Consider the following 17,538-nt stretch of genomic DNA (forward strand, 5'->3'; position numbering starts at 1 on the left):
GCAACATTAAGACAAAGCTTTGTCAAATCTAATTACAAGGATTTGATATGTTCATTATCAAAGGAAAACAACTGCATATATTTACAAGTGCAGACTTTACAAACAAAGAGACTGGTGAGACAGTCAAAGGCAAGGTAAAACTTCAGCTATTAGTTCAAACACCATTACGTAACGGAGAAATTCGCAACGAGTTGATAGATATCTCTATCCCTAAAGAGAAATACAATCTCTATAAAGACAAGACTAACTCAATGGTAGAAGTCGAAGTCGGTGTCATAGGTAAATGTAGCTATTACGGTATCTGACCTTAAAAACTGAAAAAACGGCGGTGAGAGGCTCCGCGCCTGAGCGGAGATATACCCGCCGTTTGTCCGAGTGTTTGGTAACACTCGGTTCTTAGCATATAACCATAAATTAAAAACAAAAAACATTACAAGGAGTAAAAATGCAAGACAATACAACAAATCCTGCTTACTCGCCAAAAGTGATCTGCGGGATAGACACTCTTTACTATTTTTATGAGACTAATGATTTATACGATGATTTTTTTATAGATATATTAGACCAGATGGAAGAGAGTAAAGGAAGATTTGAAAAACGGGATATATCCTATGCAAACAGTGATATAAAAGTCTCGATAAACAATCAGATATTTGAGTTCAACGGTAAAGCTCAAGGCTTCTACTGGTTCACAAATATGGATAACTTTGTCACGGTAGGATTCAAAGACAACCTGACAAACAGAGGATTAAATGATATACAAGTACAGTTTACCGCTGTCGGAATTTATACACTGGGATTAAAAGCACTTCTTAGATATGTAGATGATATATTCAAAGAGGTAGTGACAGAGCATAAACCTATCACCAGAGTCGATTTAAACACCTTTATACAAACGGATTTATCTTGGCTGACAAAAGATATGTTTGTCAGCAGAAAACGCAGATATGCGACTCACATGAAAGAGGTATCATCTAAATATAAACTGCAAACACTCTATATTGGAAGAGAGCCTTTTTTACTTCGTCTCTACGATAAGAAAGAGGAACTTAAAAACTCAAAGAAAAACGAGATGATGTATGAGTATTTTTTAAATAACGGTTTTACTCGTGAGGGAGATATATTCAACATAGAGTTTGAACTTCATAGAAAATATCTCAAGACCTACAACATCGACACAGTTGATGACTTACTCGGTCATGCAGAGAAACTTTTTAAAGAGTGTATGGATTCAATCAGACTGGTGGACTTATCTACCATCTCGGAAAACTCCGTCAAGTCCAAGAATAGATACAAAGCAGATATGCATCCACTTTGGCAACATATAAGCGACTCATACGAGTTAAAAGAGTTTTTAGCACTGGATTTTCCCTTAGAGAGAATGAAGCGTAAAAGCTATACTTATACGGTCGAGGAAGCTATAAAAGAGCAAGTGGCAATACTTAGAAAGGCATATATACACAACGTCATCATTGATGAACAGTTCTATGATGAAGCAAAAGATATGTTTGATAAGAGCAGAGAGCCTAAATACATACACAATGCTCCAATCAAAAAAGAGATCGAGATAGTTTATGAGAACATCTCCGAACCAGTAATTATAAAAGAGCTGAATGACTTGGAATTAGACAAGTATATTAAGAAACTAGAAGATGATCTGTTAAAGCCTGACTTGGATTCACACGTTCTGATAAAAAGACTCCAACTCGCATACATAGAGAAAAAGTCTCGTGGCAGAGCTTTAGAACAAGATTCTTTATTTTAGGTGGTGGATGATGACTGACAGAGAGATACTTATCCAACTGCTCAATGATTTTCAAGCCATTAAGGATGCTTTTTTACAGCTTCCCGAATGGTTTTCGTTGGCAGAGATCGCAAAAGACAAACAAATGAGCCGACAGTCTCTAAGAGCAAAACTGTTAAGCGGTGAGTTTGAACCCGAAGTGGATTTTAAGTATGACGGGCATAAAATAGTGATTGCAAGAAGTGCTGTTCCCAGAATCAGAAGGAAACGGCAATGAAATACAATAAAAGCGGTGTATTTGTTCGTAATAACATCATCTATGTGCAAGGTCATGTGGACGGTGTCTTTTACCGAAAAAGTACGAAGAAAGAAGCCACAAAAACAAATCTACTCTGGGCAAAAAAAAATGTCGAGAGCGTTCTTTTAAGTCTTATAGGAAAAAACGACGAACCCAAGAGTTACACTGTTGAGGAGTTCGGGTATCTCTCTTTGGATATTAACTCATCCAATAGACGAGAAAACACCCAAAAAGGTTATCTTCGCAATTTCAGAGTGCATATACTGCCAGTGTTTGGCAAGTGGGATGTGACACAGATTCGACCGACTGACTTGAAAAAATGGCAGAACGACCTGAGCAAAAAGATTTCAGGCAAGACCGTCAAAAACGTAAGAACAGTCTTTCGAAGCATATTGCAAGATGCTTTTATGGATGAGATACTCGCTACTAATCCATTTGACAGGGTAAAACCTCCAAAGGTTCTACCAACCGAAGTGAACCCTTGCAGTTTGGAAGAGGTGCAACTCATCACTAAAAACAGCAACGGTCACTTTAGGAACTATCTGCTTACTGCATTTTTTACGGGTATGCGTGTCGGAGAGTTGATTGCCTTGCATTGGGAAGACATCGACTTTATAAACGATACTATCAGCGTGAAGCGTTCAATGGTAAGAGGTATTTTGGATCTGCCAAAAACGGCGAACAGCTACCGTACTATTGATATGCTCCTAGTCGTGAAAGAGACATTGCTCGAACAAGCAAAATTAACAAGAGGTCGCAGTGAGTTTGTATTTTTGAACCAGTATGGAGAAAACTATAAAGATTCTAGCAACTTGACTAGGAGATTATGGAAACCTCTATTACAAAGGCTCGATATCGAATATAGGATACTTTATCAGACACGTCATACGTTCGCATCTTTGATGTTGCAACAAGGTGAGGAAATAGGGTGGGTTTCACAGATGATGGGTCATAGGGATATTCATACGACTTTGACGAAATATGCTCGGTATATACCAAGAAAACAGACTAAACGAGCTAAGTTCTTAAACAATATAGATTTTGAAATGGAACAATCTGCACAAAATCTGCACAGTGTAAAAAGTTATGTTGTGAATGAATGTAATTAAGGGAGTTATAGTGGTGCGGACGAGAGGACTTGAACCTCCACACCTTGCGGCACCAGATCCTAAGTCTGGCGTGTCTGCCAATTTCACCACGTCCGCGTGGTTTCGGTATATTACCAAAATGTGTTGTCTTGCTTTTCAGCCTTGCAACTTTACAGTTTTAATTCTTAACATCTGTTAAAAATCAAAAACTTTTAAGTGGTACGCCCTAGAGGATTCGAACCTCTGACCGATGCCTTAGAAGGGCATTGCTCTATCCAGCTGAGCTAAGGACGCATACTATCGACGACTTTGGTGGTGCGCCCGATAGGATTCGAACCTATAACCGTCGGATCCGAAGTCCGATACTCTATCCAGTTGAGCCACGGGCGCACTGTATAAATATTCGTTTCTTCTGTTAATTTTTAATCTATGGGGTGGGATACGAGGCTCGAACTCGCGACCCCCAGTGCCACAAACTAGTGCTCTAACCAACTGAGCTAATCCCACCATATTTTAAATAACATTTGAGTGGTCGGGGTGAAAGGACTCGAACCTTCGGCCCCTTGGTCCCAAACCAAGTACTCTAACCATACTGAGCTACACCCCGACCTATTCAGCTAACTTGCGACGTTTCATCGCTGATTAGTGAGGCGAAATTATAGTTTATTTTGTATAGTTTGTCAATACATTTTGGTAATTTTTTTCTAAAAAGGTATAATTTGCCAAAAGGAGATGGTGAACTGGTATGAAAATAGCGCGTTTTAGTAGGATAGGGTTTATAATGGCGGCGGCAGGAAGCGCTGTAGGACTCGGTAATATATGGAAATTTCCCTATATCACGGGTGAATATGGCGGAGGGGCTTTTGTCCTGATATATCTTGTCACCGTGCTTCTTATCGGTTTTTCGATCATGATAGCCGAGATGCTCATTGGTTATCTCGGCCGTGCGGATACGGTAAGCAGTTTTGAGAATCTGGCACCGACGCGTAAACATCTTTGGAAATTTGGCGGATTCCAGTCTCTTGCAGGTCTTTTTGTGATGATATACTATTCGGTCGTCATCGGCTGGATATTTCACTACATCGTAAGCGCTCTTTTTGGGTTGCCCTCTTCTGTAGATGAAGCAAAAACGGTTTTTTCGACAATGCTTCACAGCGATTTTAAAACACAGCTTTTTTATCATACTCTCTCGTTTCTCATAGTCACGTTCGTTATTGCACGCGGTATCAAAGGCGGGATCGAAAAGCTGAACATGGTGTTGATGCCGATGCTTTTTATCATAGTCGGGGTGATGTTTTTGTATGCTACGACGCTCGACGGATTTCATAAGGCCGTGGAGTTCATGTTCAAACCGGATTTTTCAAAGATCAATTCGACTGCGTTTGTGACGGCAGTGGGTCATGCTTTTTTCACGCTTTCGCTTGGGATGGGATCGATCATGACCTATTCGGCGTCATTAGAAAAAAATGCAAATCTGGTGAAAAGCTCTATTATCGTCGTTATCTTGGATACGGCCATAGCGCTTTTTGCCGGGCTTATGCTTTTTACGTTCTTATATGAATACGGAGGGCAGCCATCTTCGGGACCGGGATTGGTCTTTATCTCTCTTCCGAGCGTATTTTACCAGATGGGAATGCTCGGCAATATCTTTGCGGTGATGTTTTTTGTCTCTTTGGCTTTTGCAGGGCTTACGTCTGCGGTCTCACTTGTCGAGCCGATGGTACAGTACTTTATAGACAGGTTTTCCTGGGGAAGAAAAAAAGCATCGGTCATGACAAGTTTGTTCTTTTATATAGTCGGGATAGTGGCGATACTTTCGCATATCGACGGTTACTCCTCCTATCTTACATGGGGAAGCAGAAACTTTTTTGATTGGGCGGACTTCTTGACGGCGGCGTTTATGCTTCCTGTCGGAGGGCTTATCATGTCGGTGTTTGTTGGATACGTTCTGCCAAAATCACAGGTAGAAAAGGTCCTGCGTCCGCAGCTCGGACGTACATTTGAGGTGTGGTATTTCAGTCTTAGGTATATCGCTCCCGTCTCGCTGGTCATTGTAATGTTAAATCTGGTAGGGGTACTGTGATGGATATGAAAACAGAGTGTTTGAATATATTAAAAGAAAAAGGGGTAAACCCTGTCTCTTCGATCGATTTTGAAGTGAACGGTGAACTTCACAGTCTCTCTTTGGAATGGATAATCGACGCGTATGCTCAAGCGTCGATGGAGTCGCAGCTTGTTTTTTTGACGGCTTTGAAAAAAGCGGTATCGACTGATAATATGGGAATAGAGAAGTTTTTTGAAGGGATGGGCAAGCTTCTGCTTATGACCCATCTCTCCAAAAATATAGAAGTTTAGAACTGGATCAGTCCATCGACGGGAGATGAAGCTGTAGCGTATGGACGTTTGGCGATACGTCCGGCAAGGTAGCTCATACGTCCCGCGATCACCGCATGTTTCATGGCCTCTGCCATTATCATAGGGTCATGTGCTTGAGCGATGGCGGTATTTGTAAGTACTCCATCGGCTCCGAGTTCCATCGCATAAGCCGCATCGCTTGCACAGCCGATACCCGCATCTACGATGACAGGGACTTTTATCGCATCGCGTATAAAAACGATGTTGTAAGGATTTTGGATCCCAAGACCGCTTCCGATAGGTGCTGCAAGAGGCATGACGGCTGCGGCACCCGCATCTTCAAGACGTTTTGCCATGATCGGATCATCCGAAGTGTAGGCCATGATGGTAAAACCCTCGCGAGCGAGTATTTCACACGCTTTTATGGTCTCTAGTACGTCGGGATAGAGAGTCTTTTGTGTGTCGCCTATGACTTCGAGTTTGATAAGGTCTATCCCCGTTGCTTCGCGTGTCAGACGAAATGTAGTTATCGCTTCTTCAGCGGTCGTACATCCCGCGGAGTTTGGCAGGAACTTTACATTCGTTCCTCTAAACGTATCGCGGAGGTTCTCTTTTGCCGGATCGGTGATGTTGAGCCTTCTTACCGCCACAGTGATAAGTTCGCTTCCCGATGCAAGAGTAGCTTCTTTTGTCGTTTGGAAATCTTTATATTTTCCGCTTCCGACTATCAACCTGCTGTCAAGTTCATAGCTTCCGATTTTCAGTTTGTGCATAATTATCTCCTTAATTTTATTTCATAAAATGAAGGAAACCTCCATCTTGTTTAATACGCTGCTTAAGCAAAGCCCATACAGCTGCGTTTGACACTTGGTCACTGAAGCTTGACGCTGAAGCATCAGAATATCTGGATGGGTTTATAACATATACAATCTTATATTTTATATAAAATTTCCGAGATGGTGCGAGGCAGCAGTTCATATTCAAGCTCTTTTATCTTAGTTTTAAAACTTTCCATCGTCTCATCTTCGCTTTTTAAAAATCTCGATTGTGAGATGATCTCTCCACCGTCCAATTCTTCGCTTACCCAATGGACGCTTACTCCGGCTTCCTTGTCGCTGCTGTAAAAGGATTCCTCTATGGCGTTTGCGCCTTTATGTTTTGGAAGAAGAGAAGGGTGCAGGTTGATCGATCTTATGTTTTGCGTAAATACGGGAGTGAGTATCCTCATAAACCCTGCTAAGACTACAAGGTCTGGCTTATAGCTCTTTATGAGTTTTACAAGTTCATGATCATACTCTTCGCGAGAAGAGAACTTCGTATGTTCGAGTATCTCACTTTTTATTTGCAGACCTTTGAGTCCTAAAGCATCCGCTTTGTTTGTTATGGCGCAACTCACTTCGCATACGTTTTTGTGAAGTTTATCTATTATGTTGTGGAGATTTTTACCCTCTCCGCTAAAAAGTACTACGATTTTTTTCAAAGATGTTTTATTCCGTCTATTAAGTCGTTTGGAGAGAGTGAAAAATCTGCTCCCTCATAGTTTAAAGCAAGTTTCGTATGGGCAAGCGAACCTGTAACGGATGCGTCAAGAGGCGTATAGCCTTGGGCTAAAAGTGAAGCTATAAGTCCTCCTAGTATATCTCCGCTGCCGCCTTTTGCAAGTACGTTCGTACCGTGAGGATTGACAAACATTTCATCATCTTTTGCGATGATGACGTTGGCTCCTTTTAAGACTAAAACGGCATTTTTGTACTTTTGCGCAAAAAGGGCTGTATATCTGAAACGTTCGTTTTGAAGTTCGTCTACTGTGATGTCTGCAATACCGCTTACACGCAGAAGTTGGGTAAACTCTTTTGGATGAGGGGTGAGAACGATGTTTTCACGCTTTAAAAGCGAGGTGATAAGCGGATGGTAAAAGATGTCCGCATCAAGCAAAAGCGGCAGGCTGTTGTCTAAAAATCTTTCCAGTTCATTTTGGCTGAATTCGATTCCAAGACCCATGCCAAGGGCTACGGCAGTGCTGTTTTTTGGAAGCTGATGGGAGAGCATCAGCTCGGTCGGTATCTGAGGGTTTTCATTGCAAAGCAGCGTGACTAGTGCGGCTCCAAAACGAAGAGCCGCAGAGGCACAAAGAACGCTTGCACCGAGCTTCTCTCCGCTTATGATGGCAAGATGCCCGTAGCTTCCCTTATGAGAGCTTTTGGACTTTCTGTGCGGAAGTCTCATGTCATCCAGATCCAAAAGCTTTGTCTTTGACGGAGTTTCATAGACGTTTCTGCTTAACCCGAGGTCCAGCACTTTTATCTCCCCGACAAAATCTTTTGCCGCGTCGCTGAAAAGTGATCTTTTAAGGGCACCCATGGTCAAGGTGTAGTCTGCAGAAAATGTATTTTCGTCGCATACGCCGTTTATGTGCAGTCCCGTAGGGACATCGCAGGCGATCTTTAGGGCATTTAGAGCATTGAGCTCTTTGAGATGCAGAGAACTTTTTTCGTCGAGCGCGCGGGTAAGACCAGTCCCAAATACGGCATCGACTACAATATCGCACTCTTCTATTGTTTCTACAGTGTCGATATGCAGTTTTTTGATGCGCTCATATTGAAGTTTTGCCATTATTGAGGATGGTTCTTTGCAGAGGTAGACTTTTACGTCGAGATCTTTGTGCAGAAGTCTTGCAAGAGCCATTCCGTCGGCCCCGTTGTTCCCGGAACCGCAGCTTATAAGGATGCTTTTACATTGCGGGAAGTTTTGTCTTATAAAGTCGGCCATCCCATCAGCCGCATGCTCCATCAGGATATCTTCGCTAAGAGAAAACTCTTTGTAGCATCGAGTGTCAAGAGAGGAGACTTCGTCAAAAATGTTTTGCATGACTACTCGTCTAGCATATATTCGTCGATCATGACCATATTGGTTTTGATATCGTTGAAAAGCAGTGTTCTGTTTGCTGTTCTCTGCTGGAAAAGAAACTTATTTTTCGGCAGGGTTTTCAAGACTGAAGTATTGAAGTAGTCGACGTTCGAGCATTTTCCTACGAACAAGAAGGTAAAGAGAAGTTTTAACTGGGCGTTTTCAAATATCTCATGCGGCTGAGTCAAGAACGTGATACCGTATTTTTTCAGATTGAACAGGCTGAGCATATAGAGCAGGAAGTCTTCAAATTTTGTATAGAATCCGTTTAGATTCGCGATATCGTGAAAAAAGTAGTAATAGTTATCTAAAAGGTCTTTATCCTGCAATGCTTCTGTAAGTTTACTTTTTATATCTCTTTTGTTCGAAAAAAAGTTTGGGTTAACTGCCATATAGATATGTTTTCTTTTTGAGATAAGGGTTTTGAACTCTTTTAAAAATGTTTCACCCTCATCATATTTGATGTAGTTGAAATGTTCATCTTTATATCTCAGTTCGATTTCGTCTTCATTTGAGTTTGAAAAATCAAGATAAAGGGTAGGTACGTCATTGTCGATGACATAGTTTCTGATCCTGCAAGCCAGATTTGTTTTTCCAGAACCCTCTTCACCCAAAATAAGAGTGTTGGTCGTAAGCATTCTCGGCTTCAATTTTAATGAATCTATACTATTTTCGTATGTCCCTATCAGATCTCGCATCACTGTTCTCCGCAAATATTATTTTACTTGTATTATATCGTAGTAGTTTGTTACTTATCAAGCTAAACAAGGTATAATTCCCTTATGAATTATAAAGAGATCGCACAACAGACTTTAGAGATAGAGGCCAAGACACTTTTAGACGCTGCAAAGAAGATCGGCGACGTTTTTGACAAAGCGGTAGAGACCATACTTGCGTGCCAAGGCAAACTGATAGTTACCGGTGTCGGCAAATCGGGACTTATCGGTGCAAAAATGGCTGCCACATTTGCTTCGACGGGTACTCCGAGTTTCTTTTTGCATCCCACAGAAGCGCTTCACGGCGATTTGGGGATGATTGGACGCGACGATGTCGTGATCGCCATCAGCTATAGCGGCGAAAGCGAAGAGCTCGGAGCGATCCTGCCGCATGTAAAACGTTTCAACGTTCCGTTGATCGGTATGACAAGAAACAATGCTTCCACTCTTGGAAAATTCAGCGATCTGATCATTCCCGTGATCGTTGAAAAAGAGGCATGTCCGCTAGATATCGCACCGACGAGTTCTACGACGCTGACTCTGGCGCTGGGAGATGCTCTTGCGGTATGCCTGATGAGCGCAAGGAACTTTCAAAAGAGCGATTTTGCTTCGTTTCATCCGGGCGGCTCTTTGGGGAAAAGGCTTTTCGTAAGAGTGAGTGATCTAATGAAAAAAGAGGAACTGCCTTTTGCCAAACTCGATACGCCGATAAAAGAGGCAATCATAAAGATCAGCGAAGGGCGTCTCGGTACGGTTTTGCTTGTCGATGATGAAAAAAAGCTGGTAGGATTGGTAAGTGACGGAGATATAAGACGTGCTTTGATGCGTGAAGATTTCTCTCTCGATGCACCTGTGAGCAGGTACGCTACATTGAACCCTTTTGTGATAGATGACCAAAATATGCTTGCCAGCGAAGCTTTGGCAATGATCGAGCAAAGAAAGATACAGCTCGTCGTAATAACGGACAGAGACAAAAAAGTAAAGGGCGTGCTTCATATACATACTTTGGTAGAGAAAGGTATATCGTGATGCGGCTGAACAAATATATAGCACACTATTCGAGCTATTCGAGACGCGAAGCGGACAAAGCGATCCAAAACGGCTATGTCAGAGTCGACGGGGAAATAGAGACCAACCCTGCGACGCAGGTGGATGAAAAGCACTCCAAAGTAACCGTAAGCGGAAAGAAGATAGCACCGAGCGAGCAATATACGGTGATCGTGTACAACAAAGAAAAGGGTGAACTTGTAACAAAGAGCGATCCAAAAGGCAGAAAGACCATATACGACACGCTGCCAAGCAAATACAAGCACTATATTCCGATCGGAAGACTGGATTTTGCAACCGAGGGGCTGCTGCTTCTCACGGATGCTTCGCGCGTGGCGACGGCCCTTATGACATCGAGCATGGAGCGGGTATACCGCGTCAAGGTGAAAGGCGAGATAAGCGAAGAGATGGAGCTTGCCATGCAAAACGGACTCGAACTCGAAGATGCAAGTTCGGGAGCCCATGAGCTAAGCGAGATAAAATCGATGAACTTCGCTCCGTTTTACGCATACAAGATCGTAAAAAGCACACCGACTTATTCTATTTTAAAAATAGCCATAGGCGAAGGGCAAAACCGTGAAGTCAGACGCTTCTTTGCACATTTTGACAGAGAGGTGGTCGATCTGAAACGTCTCTCGTTCGGCGGTATCGAACTCAACAACCTTCCAAACGGCAAGGTGAGATTTTTGACCAGAAGCGAGTACGGACATCTGTATGAGTTCATGAAAGTTTACGACAGAGAAGAAAAAAACCGTAAAAATGAATTGAAAAGTAAAGAGAAAGAAAAAAAAAGTTACGATAAAAAAATGAAAAAAGTTTAAAAAGGGGTTTTTAAATGAGAAAAATGAAGTTTCCGACAAGCCATAAAACACAGTTGATGGATATAAGCAAAGAGGTGAGCGAAGAGGTGATAAAATCGGGTGTCAAAGACGGTATATGCGTAGTTTTCACGCCGCATACTACGGCAAGCGTATTTATGTTTGAAAACCAGGATCCGGCTCTTCGCCGTGATCTGTTAAACGGGCTTTCCCGCGTGGCACCGAGCGATGTCGAGTATCAGCATACGGGAACGAATGCTGCGGCACATCTTAAAAGCTCCCGTATGGGGAACTCTGTTTCAATTCCTGTTGTCAATGCAAAGCTGACACTTGGCAAATGGCAGGGTGTCTTTTTCGGTGAGTTCGACGGGCCCCGCCAAGAGCGTGAGGTCTATATAAAAGTCATAGCGGGCTAATGGACTTTACCCATCTCTTGCGACCGAAGAATTTCGATGAGATCGTCGGTCAGTCTCATCTTGTCTCCAAAGACGCGCCGCTAAGAAAACTGTGTGAAAACAATGCTTTGGGGCACAGTTTTTTTTACGGGACTCCGGGAAGCGGCAAAACTTCCCTTTCACGCGTCATAGCAAATGTGATGGGGCTTCCGTTTTACGAATTCAATGCGACCTCCCTTAAAGTAGAGCAGCTCAGAAAGATATTCGACCAGTACGAGAACGCTCTGCAGCGTCCGCTTATCTTCATCGACGAGGTGCACCGCCTTGCCAAGAATCAGCAGGAAGTTCTTCTTCCCGTTATGGAGAAAAACTCTATTCTTCTTATCGGTGCTTCGACTGAAAATCCCTTTTTCTCACTGACTTCGGCTATGCGCTCGCGTTCCATGCTTTTTGAGTTAAAGAGAATATCTGATGATGAGATGGGGATACTTTTAGACAAAGCACTTTCTCAGGCAAAGCTTACCTGCAAGGATGAGGCAAGAGAGTATCTGATAGTGAGTTCAAACGGCGATGCACGTGCGATGCTCAAGCTTTTGGAGTTTGCTTCGGCACTTGATAACGACATCACTTTAGAGCTTTTAAAATCGCTTCGTCCGACAGCTCAAAACGACGGAAGCAGCGATGCGACCGTACACTACGACCTTATAAGCGCGCTCATAAAATCCGTTCGCGGAAGCGATGCGGACGCTGCCGTCTATTACCTTGCACGTCTTATCAAAGCGGGCGAATCGGCTGATTTTATCGCAAGACGTCTGGTAATACTTGCAAGCGAGGATGTTGGAAATGCAAATCCGCAGGCACTGACGCTAACGACGTCTGCGATGAGCACGGTGGCAAAGATCGGCTATCCCGAAGCGCGTATCGTCTTGGCGCAGGCGGTGATCTATCTTTGTGCTTCTCCAAAATCCAATAGCGCCTACAATGCCATAAACAGTGCGCTTAAAGCAGTGGAAGAGGGGATTCTTCTTGAAGTGCCCCAAAATATCAAACAGCAAAATAAAGGCTACCTGTATCCGCACGATTTCGGCGGTTATGTAAAACAGCAATACTTAACGAAAAATCTAAAGTTCGTCGAGTTAAAAGATATCGGTTATGAGAAAAAGATGAAAGAGTGGATGGAGTTGATAAAAAATAGTTAAGAGCGAAATGCTCTTAACTTCTTAAAGTGCCGCTTTGGCAGAAGCAACTACAGAAGCAAATGCTGCTGCATCGTTCATAGCCATATCGGCAAGAATTTTACGGTCAAGCTCGATGCCGGCTTTTTTCAAACCATTGATGAAAGTCGAGTAGTTGATATCGTTTAAACGACAAGCTGCGTTTATACGAACGATCCATAGACTACGGAATTCGCGTTTTTTCTGTTTACGGTCTCTAAACGCGTAGTACATTGAGCGCTCTAACTGCTCTTTTGCTTTACGGAAATGTTTACGACGACCGCTATAAAAACCTTTTGCAAGTTTTAATATTTTTTTGTGACGTGCTCTACGCACAGTACCAGTTTTTACTCTTGGCATATTGTTTTTCCTTTCTTTACCGTATCTGCATCTTTGCGACAGGTGCCACTCTCTTGGTGGACTTTCCCACAGTTGCTGTGGAGATAGTTAAGAACGCTTGATTAAGCGATCATTGCCTTAATGTTTTTTTCATCGACTTTTGCCACTACTTTTGGCGTATTTTGGTTACGACGAGTTGCTGCATCTTGTTTTGTCAAGATATGGCTACGAAACGCTGTTCCGCGTTTGATAGAACCGTTTTTCTTAACTTTAAAACGCTTTACAGCGCCTTTTACCGATTTCATCTTTGGCATCCGGCTCTCCTTTTGTAAAATTCTAAAGCTACCCCGCAAGATAGACTTTAAGGGCGAAAGTATACCCAAAAAAAAGAAAATATGAAAGTTGTTTACCCTATTTTCACTTAACTTTAAGTACAATATGACAAACTTAATAGTTAGGATGAGTATGAATAATCATAATATAATGGATATTGCCACGAAAAATGTTTTGACGATTTCTGAAAACGGAACTATTAGAGATGCGATAGAAAGTATGTACAAAAATAACCACAGAGACGTTGTCGTGGTCTCTGAGAGTGATAAAAAATTCGGACTGCTTAGTGCGGCAGATCTGATAAAAATGAAAAAACTCGGATTGGATTTTAATCAAAAGATATCTTCCGTCCTTTATCCCACGATACAAACTCTGCATAAAAACAGCTCGGTATTCGATGCTATAAACAGAATAAACTGCAAAAACTATCCGATGTGCGTCGTTGATGATGCGAATAATCTGGTCGGATTCGTTTCTTACTACGATATTATCTCTTCGATAGATCCAAATTCGATGCTCGAGCGCAGATATATAGGCGAAGTATTGATAGGTTCGGAGCTCAAAAAAGCTTCTCAGGAGATGTCTCTTTGCGATATTATCGGCATGATGGATGATACCATGTATGACTGTGTCATATTGATGGATGAGAACAATAAAGCAGTAGGGATCATAACTACAAAAGACGTCATAAGATTTTTCAACGGAAATATTAATATGCAGGAAAGTGCTCGCCTGCATATGATCTCGCCGCTTTTGACGGTCGATTACAACACTACGATAAAAGATGCGCTGAGTTTTATAAAAGACAAACATTTTAAAAGGCTTATCATAACCAACAGCAGCGGCGATACGATCGGCCAGATAACGCAAGAGGAGCTTTTGGCCAGAATATACTCCCGCTGGGCCGAGATAATGCGCACCAGCCAAAACAAGCTCGAAGAGGTCAATAAAGTCCTTAACGAGAAAGCTTCACAGTATGAGATGCTATCCGCTACGGATAAATTGACCGGGATTTATAACAGAGGAAAATTCGAAGTCGAGCTCAACAGCGAGATCCAAAGAGCCAAAAGATATAAATCCGATCCCTTCTCGATCATTTTTTTCGATGTGGATAATTTTAAAAGGATCAATGATACGTACGGGCATCCGGTCGGCGATGTCGTTCTTAAAAAGATCACGAACCTCTTTAAAACTGGACTGAGGGCGACAGATGTTTTTGCCCGCTGGGGCGGAGAAGAGTTTGCAATAATCATGCCCAATACGATACTCGAAAAAGCAGCCGCAGCAGCCGAAAAACTACGTCAGATGATAGAAAAAGAGGATATGAAAGACGTGGGTTGCGTCACATGCAGTTTCGGAGTCAGCGAATTTTTGCAAGATGACGAGATGCAGTCGATAATAATCAGAACCGATAACGCCATGTATAAAGCCAAAAGAAAGGGAAAAAACAAAGTCGTGATCGCTTAAGCTGCCGATACATGTTTGTCTATTTTTAAATCGGGACGGATGATCCAAAAGAGGACCAATGCAAAGAGAGCCCCGAACATATCAAAAAGCATATCTTTTTGAGCATCCCAGATATCACCCTGTGAACCCAAGAACTCAATACCTGCCTGCCCGCCGTGAAGAACTGCGTATATCCATTCAAGTATCTCATACCATGCCGCAATGCTCATGATGAAAAAAAGCCCGAAAAATGTTGCCAGTACAGGACCTGACCATTTTTTTCTCGTTAAAAGTTCTGCTGCGGCAAATGCGTAAAAGCCGACGACGAGATGACCGACGCGGTCAAAGTTGTTCCTTTCAAAACCAAATAGATGGGTAATAAAATCAAAAGGTACGTTGGCAAAGGTATAGTGGCCTCCCACCGTATGCCAAAACATCCACGCAGACATCAAAGTATATGAATAATTGGAAAATCTAAAAAACCTGAAAGTAAAAACAAGAAGGATAAAAGTTATGACGATGGGAGTGTCTTCAACGATCCACACATCCCTGTCTACGGGATTAATCGCAAGCAAAACGAACAGGAGCATAAAGAGGATAGAAAGTATGTGGGGATATATTTTAAAGATACGCGCCGCTTTGTCTGTCATCTTTTTGCTCTTTATAAATAAGGTGTCTTTAAAATTCTATCAAATATAGTGAAGATTAATATTAATTTTACTATCATTCAAAGAAAAAAAGGTCAGGATCAATGATAGAACTGAAGATTACAGACGGAGAGATGGGCGTGCGCCCGCCGGTCACCAAACCGCATCCGGGTTTTTTCCATCAAGTAGGTGAAGAGAGGTTCCGTAAGCTTGTAAGCGATCATTATGAGCTTATAAGAAACAGCGACATAGCGTTTTTGTTTCCCGTAAACGATGAAGATGATTTTGATCAGGCGAAGAAAAACGCCGCCGATTTTCTGATCCAAGTCAGCGGCGGTCATGCTTATTTCAGCGAAAACCGCGGCGAGCCGAGAATGGTCGGCCGTCATGCACCTTTTCGTATTGACGAACATGCAAGAAGAAGATGGCTGGAGTTTTATGCACAGCTTCTTCCCGGGCTTGAAGAAGAGGGAGTGGATCCCGAATATATAAAATCCTTTTGGGATTATCTCGATATCTTTTCCATCTGGATGATAAATATCAAATAATTACCGCAGGAACGCTTGAACAAAGCGTTCCTTTCACACTCTAAAATTCGATAAAACTTCTGTCTCTGTTCTTAAACACCGCGCATTTTTTATAGCCTATTTGACGTGCCAGCTCGACTATACTTTCATCAAACAATCCTACCTGTGCGGGCGTATGCGCGTCCGAGCCGAAAGTTATGGGAATGTCCAGAGCATAAGCTTCGCCGAGAAGTTCATTTGAAGGGTATGCCTGTTTTATGGGTTTTCTCAGTCCCGACATGTTCACTTCAAGTACCGCACCGCTTTTTTTTATCGCTTTTAAGGCGTTTGAAGCGATAGATAAAATATCGCGTTTGGGCATGAACTTAAAAACCTTTATCAGATCGAGATGTCCGATAATATCGAATTTTCCGAATTTTGCCATCTCTTCGACTGCATCGAAATACTCCTGCCAGATCTTATCGATGTCCTCGGTGTGGTACCTGCCTATGAACTCCGGATTGTCAAACCCCCAGCCGTCGATAAAGTGGACGGAGCCTATAAGAAAATCCACGTCTGCATTCAGCACTCTTTCATCCATATGATTTTTAAGGTAATCCACTTCGTAACCCAGCAGTATCTCTATCTTGTCTTGGTACTTTGTTTTTGCCTCGCTTACCCATTTTTCATAGATCGGCATCTCCTCGAAACTCATACGGTACGAAGGGTCGAAATCCATAGGTGCATGATCTGAAAAACCAAAATATTTTATCCCTTTTTTGATCGCTGCTTCCACATATTCATCGATGGTTCCCTCTGCATGATTACAAAGTGTAGTGTGATTGTGCAAATCTACCAACATTTTTTCAATTCTCTTTTTTTTTAAAGTTTATCTTGCTATTATAGTACAAAATGTTAGTAGAAAGATATTTTGGAGTAGTTTTATGACACAAGAAGAGTTGGATGCTTTGATGAACGGCGATTTGGATTCTGTTGAAGATGATAGTTTAGAATCTGAAGAATCTGATGAAATAGATGTTGAACAAGACTATACAAACGAGATAGAGGTACCGACACCGGATGAACTCGAAGATCGCAGAGTTCATCCAAAAAAATTAGTACCGCCTCCTCCGTATGATGACAACAAAGTAGTGCATCAGCTTGATGATGTCACCAAAGAGAGTGAAGAAAAAGCTACCCAAATATTCGATATCGTTGAAAATATCAGCAATGACATGATGGAAAAAGAGGAAAATATATCTTCTTGCATCAAGATATTTGAAAACAACATAAAACTTTTTACGAACCTAACGGAAAAATTTCCCGATATTCAGACTTTTAAAACGGCAAGAGAGGAAAACGAAGAAGCGCTGGCGGGTGCGCAGGAAGTGTTTGATTCCATTCAAGAAAGCGGCAACTCTTTGATGAACGTCATGGATATTATGCAGTATCAGGATATCCACCGTCAAAAGATCGAGCGCGTCATAAATGTCATGAGGGCGCTTTCAAACTACATGAACGCACTCTTTGCGGGCAAAATAGACGATGACAAGCGCGTAAGTTCCGCAGTCCATCTTCCTGGTGACGAATCGACCGAAGATGTCGTCAATGCCGATGATATAGAAGCCTTACTTGCACAATTTGGCGCAAACGGATAAAATTCCAAGAAAATTCAATGCTTATTA

At 42.2% G+C, this 17,538-nt stretch carries 21 protein-coding genes and 5 tRNA genes; 13 read left to right on the plus strand and 13 right to left on the minus strand.

Annotation, left to right across the window (positions count from 1 at the left end; translation table 11 throughout):
* Positions 1-47: 47 nt before the first annotated feature.
* From WCY03_RS01540 to WCY03_RS01555, 4 genes are all read left to right on the plus strand, one after another.
* Complete coding sequence (locus WCY03_RS01540; protein WP_345993245.1) at positions 48-305, plus strand: hypothetical protein; 258 nt, start codon at positions 48-50, stop codon at positions 303-305.
* A 140-nt stretch (positions 306-445) separates the two neighbouring features.
* Positions 446-1,765, plus strand: a complete 1,320-nt coding sequence (locus WCY03_RS01545) for a hypothetical protein (RefSeq protein ID WP_345993246.1) — start codon at positions 446-448, stop codon at positions 1,763-1,765.
* Between the two features lie 7 nt (positions 1,766-1,772).
* Complete coding sequence (locus WCY03_RS01550) at positions 1,773-2,021, plus strand: hypothetical protein (RefSeq protein ID WP_345993247.1); 249 nt, start codon at positions 1,773-1,775, stop codon at positions 2,019-2,021.
* Positions 2,018-3,151, plus strand: a complete 1,134-nt coding sequence (locus tag WCY03_RS01555) for a site-specific integrase (RefSeq protein WP_345993248.1) — start codon at positions 2,018-2,020, stop codon at positions 3,149-3,151. Before WCY03_RS01550 ends, WCY03_RS01555 begins: the two co-directional genes overlap by 4 nt.
* Positions 3,152-3,162: 11 nt before the next feature.
* On the opposite strand, the gene WCY03_RS01560 is transcribed toward WCY03_RS01555, so the two are convergent.
* The 5 genes from WCY03_RS01560 to WCY03_RS01580 form a co-directional block, all read right to left on the minus strand.
* Positions 3,163-3,247, minus strand: a tRNA-Leu gene (locus WCY03_RS01560).
* Between the two features lie 100 nt (positions 3,248-3,347).
* Positions 3,348-3,424: transfer RNA gene (locus WCY03_RS01565), tRNA-Arg, on the minus strand.
* A gap of 19 nt (positions 3,425-3,443) precedes the next feature.
* Positions 3,444-3,520 (minus strand) — tRNA-Arg (locus WCY03_RS01570).
* A gap of 40 nt (positions 3,521-3,560) precedes the next feature.
* Positions 3,561-3,637, minus strand: a tRNA-His gene (locus tag WCY03_RS01575).
* A gap of 22 nt (positions 3,638-3,659) precedes the next feature.
* Positions 3,660-3,737 (minus strand) — tRNA-Pro (locus WCY03_RS01580).
* A 138-nt stretch (positions 3,738-3,875) separates the two neighbouring features.
* Here WCY03_RS01580 and WCY03_RS01585 point away from each other — a divergent pair.
* Positions 3,876-5,213: a sodium-dependent transporter gene (locus WCY03_RS01585; protein ID WP_345993249.1), complete on the plus strand. Its 1,338-nt coding sequence runs from the start codon at positions 3,876-3,878 to the stop codon at positions 5,211-5,213.
* Positions 5,213-5,485, plus strand: a complete 273-nt coding sequence (locus WCY03_RS01590; protein ID WP_345993250.1) for a hypothetical protein — start codon at positions 5,213-5,215, stop codon at positions 5,483-5,485. Before WCY03_RS01585 ends, WCY03_RS01590 begins: the two co-directional genes overlap by 1 nt.
* Here the strand turns inward: WCY03_RS01590 and WCY03_RS01595 are convergent.
* From WCY03_RS01595 to WCY03_RS01610, 4 genes are all read right to left on the minus strand, one after another.
* Entirely contained in the window at positions 5,482-6,261 is a 780-nt protein-coding gene (locus tag WCY03_RS01595; protein ID WP_345994052.1) for a thiazole synthase, read from the minus strand. The two genes, WCY03_RS01590 and WCY03_RS01595, sit on opposite strands and share 4 nt — an antisense overlap.
* 155 nt (positions 6,262-6,416) lie before the next feature.
* The gene (purN, locus tag WCY03_RS01600) at positions 6,417-6,965 is read right to left on the minus strand and encodes a phosphoribosylglycinamide formyltransferase (protein WP_345993251.1); all 549 of its coding nucleotides are present in this window, start codon (positions 6,963-6,965) and stop codon (positions 6,417-6,419) included.
* The gene (locus WCY03_RS01605) at positions 6,962-8,353 is read right to left on the minus strand and encodes an NAD(P)H-hydrate dehydratase (protein ID WP_345993252.1); all 1,392 of its coding nucleotides are present in this window, start codon (positions 8,351-8,353) and stop codon (positions 6,962-6,964) included. The genes purN and WCY03_RS01605 overlap by 4 nt, the downstream gene beginning before the upstream one ends.
* Positions 8,354-8,355: 2 nt before the next feature.
* Entirely contained in the window at positions 8,356-9,090 is a 735-nt protein-coding gene (locus tag WCY03_RS01610) for an ATP-binding protein (RefSeq protein ID WP_345993253.1), read from the minus strand.
* Positions 9,091-9,174: 84 nt separating this feature from the next.
* Here WCY03_RS01610 and WCY03_RS01615 point away from each other — a divergent pair, with 84 nt between their 5' ends.
* Genes WCY03_RS01615 through WCY03_RS01630 form a run of 4 tightly spaced genes read left to right on the plus strand, consistent with a single transcriptional unit; the run spans position 9,175 to position 12,567 of the window.
* Positions 9,175-10,137, plus strand: a complete 963-nt coding sequence (locus WCY03_RS01615; RefSeq protein ID WP_345993254.1) for a KpsF/GutQ family sugar-phosphate isomerase — start codon at positions 9,175-9,177, stop codon at positions 10,135-10,137.
* The gene (locus tag WCY03_RS01620) at positions 10,137-10,976 is read left to right on the plus strand and encodes a pseudouridine synthase (RefSeq protein WP_345993255.1); all 840 of its coding nucleotides are present in this window, start codon (positions 10,137-10,139) and stop codon (positions 10,974-10,976) included. The genes WCY03_RS01615 and WCY03_RS01620 overlap by 1 nt, the downstream gene beginning before the upstream one ends.
* A gap of 14 nt (positions 10,977-10,990) precedes the next feature.
* On the plus strand, positions 10,991-11,389 hold the full coding sequence (locus tag WCY03_RS01625; RefSeq protein WP_345993256.1) for a secondary thiamine-phosphate synthase enzyme YjbQ: 399 nt from the start codon (positions 10,991-10,993) through the stop codon (positions 11,387-11,389).
* Positions 11,389-12,567: a replication-associated recombination protein A gene (locus WCY03_RS01630; RefSeq protein ID WP_345993257.1), complete on the plus strand. Its 1,179-nt coding sequence runs from the start codon at positions 11,389-11,391 to the stop codon at positions 12,565-12,567. Before WCY03_RS01625 ends, WCY03_RS01630 begins: the two co-directional genes overlap by 1 nt.
* A gap of 21 nt (positions 12,568-12,588) precedes the next feature.
* Here the strand turns inward: WCY03_RS01630 and rplT are convergent, their stop codons facing one another.
* Together rplT and rpmI are read right to left on the minus strand one after the other, a co-directional pair.
* Positions 12,589-12,942, minus strand: coding sequence for a 50S ribosomal protein L20 (gene rplT, locus WCY03_RS01635; RefSeq protein ID WP_345993258.1), 354 nt, complete (start codon positions 12,940-12,942; stop codon positions 12,589-12,591).
* A 101-nt stretch (positions 12,943-13,043) separates the two neighbouring features.
* Positions 13,044-13,235 carry a 50S ribosomal protein L35 gene (gene rpmI, locus WCY03_RS01640; RefSeq protein ID WP_345993259.1) on the minus strand — a complete coding sequence of 64 codons (192 nt, stop codon included), beginning with the start codon at positions 13,233-13,235 and terminating at the stop codon, positions 13,044-13,046.
* 151 nt (positions 13,236-13,386) lie between these two features.
* On the opposite strand from rpmI, the gene WCY03_RS01645 reads away from it, so the two are divergent.
* On the plus strand, positions 13,387-14,721 hold the full coding sequence (locus WCY03_RS01645) for a diguanylate cyclase (protein WP_345993260.1): 1,335 nt from the start codon (positions 13,387-13,389) through the stop codon (positions 14,719-14,721).
* Here the strand turns inward: WCY03_RS01645 and WCY03_RS01650 are convergent.
* On the minus strand, positions 14,718-15,350 hold the full coding sequence (locus WCY03_RS01650; RefSeq protein ID WP_345993261.1) for a DUF2238 domain-containing protein: 633 nt from the start codon (positions 15,348-15,350) through the stop codon (positions 14,718-14,720). The two genes, WCY03_RS01645 and WCY03_RS01650, sit on opposite strands and share 4 nt — an antisense overlap.
* Before the next feature lie 104 nt (positions 15,351-15,454).
* Between WCY03_RS01650 and WCY03_RS01655 the strand changes: the two genes are divergently transcribed.
* Positions 15,455-15,895, plus strand: coding sequence for a globin (locus tag WCY03_RS01655; RefSeq protein ID WP_345994053.1), 441 nt, complete (start codon positions 15,455-15,457; stop codon positions 15,893-15,895).
* 40 nt (positions 15,896-15,935) lie between these two features.
* Here the strand turns inward: WCY03_RS01655 and WCY03_RS01660 are convergent, their stop codons facing one another.
* Positions 15,936-16,715: a histidinol-phosphatase gene (locus WCY03_RS01660; RefSeq protein ID WP_345993262.1), complete on the minus strand. Its 780-nt coding sequence runs from the start codon at positions 16,713-16,715 to the stop codon at positions 15,936-15,938.
* 82 nt (positions 16,716-16,797) lie between these two features.
* On the opposite strand from WCY03_RS01660, the gene WCY03_RS01665 reads away from it, so the two are divergent.
* The gene (locus WCY03_RS01665; RefSeq protein ID WP_345993263.1) at positions 16,798-17,511 is read left to right on the plus strand and encodes a chemotaxis protein; all 714 of its coding nucleotides are present in this window, start codon (positions 16,798-16,800) and stop codon (positions 17,509-17,511) included.
* The last annotated feature ends 27 nt before the right edge of the window (positions 17,512-17,538 follow it).

It is taken from the genome of Sulfurimonas sp. HSL-1716, assembly GCF_039645975.1.
GTDB classification, from domain to species: Bacteria; Campylobacterota; Campylobacteria; order Campylobacterales; family Sulfurimonadaceae; genus Hydrocurvibacter; species Hydrocurvibacter sulfurireducens.

Bases quoted from the DNA above. Each gene is read 5' to 3' on its own strand.
- WCY03_RS01540 (WP_345993245.1), top strand. From the start codon at position 48: ATGTTCATTATCAAAGGAAAACAACTGCATATATTTACAAGTGCAGAC.
- WCY03_RS01545 (WP_345993246.1), top strand. From the start codon at position 446: ATGCAAGACAATACAACAAATCCTGCTTACTCGCCAAAAGTGATCTGC.
- WCY03_RS01550 (WP_345993247.1), top strand. From the start codon at position 1,773: ATGATGACTGACAGAGAGATACTTATCCAACTGCTCAATGATTTTCAA.
- WCY03_RS01555 (WP_345993248.1), top strand. From the start codon at position 2,018: ATGAAATACAATAAAAGCGGTGTATTTGTTCGTAATAACATCATCTAT.
- WCY03_RS01585 (WP_345993249.1), top strand. From the start codon at position 3,876: ATGAAAATAGCGCGTTTTAGTAGGATAGGGTTTATAATGGCGGCGGCA.
- WCY03_RS01590 (WP_345993250.1), top strand. From the start codon at position 5,213: ATGGATATGAAAACAGAGTGTTTGAATATATTAAAAGAAAAAGGGGTA.
- WCY03_RS01605 (WP_345993252.1), bottom strand. From the start codon at position 8,353: ATGCAAAACATTTTTGACGAAGTCTCCTCTCTTGACACTCGATGCTAC.
- WCY03_RS01610 (WP_345993253.1), bottom strand. From the start codon at position 9,090: ATGCGAGATCTGATAGGGACATACGAAAATAGTATAGATTCATTAAAA.
- WCY03_RS01615 (WP_345993254.1), top strand. From the start codon at position 9,175: ATGAATTATAAAGAGATCGCACAACAGACTTTAGAGATAGAGGCCAAG.
- WCY03_RS01620 (WP_345993255.1), top strand. From the start codon at position 10,137: ATGCGGCTGAACAAATATATAGCACACTATTCGAGCTATTCGAGACGC.
- WCY03_RS01625 (WP_345993256.1), top strand. From the start codon at position 10,991: ATGAGAAAAATGAAGTTTCCGACAAGCCATAAAACACAGTTGATGGAT.
- WCY03_RS01630 (WP_345993257.1), top strand. From the start codon at position 11,389: ATGGACTTTACCCATCTCTTGCGACCGAAGAATTTCGATGAGATCGTC.
- rplT (WP_345993258.1), bottom strand. From the start codon at position 12,942: ATGCCAAGAGTAAAAACTGGTACTGTGCGTAGAGCACGTCACAAAAAA.
- rpmI (WP_345993259.1), bottom strand. From the start codon at position 13,235: ATGCCAAAGATGAAATCGGTAAAAGGCGCTGTAAAGCGTTTTAAAGTT.
- WCY03_RS01645 (WP_345993260.1), top strand. From the start codon at position 13,387: ATGAATAATCATAATATAATGGATATTGCCACGAAAAATGTTTTGACG.
- WCY03_RS01650 (WP_345993261.1), bottom strand. From the start codon at position 15,350: ATGACAGACAAAGCGGCGCGTATCTTTAAAATATATCCCCACATACTT.
- WCY03_RS01660 (WP_345993262.1), bottom strand. From the start codon at position 16,715: ATGTTGGTAGATTTGCACAATCACACTACACTTTGTAATCATGCAGAG.
- WCY03_RS01665 (WP_345993263.1), top strand. From the start codon at position 16,798: ATGACACAAGAAGAGTTGGATGCTTTGATGAACGGCGATTTGGATTCT.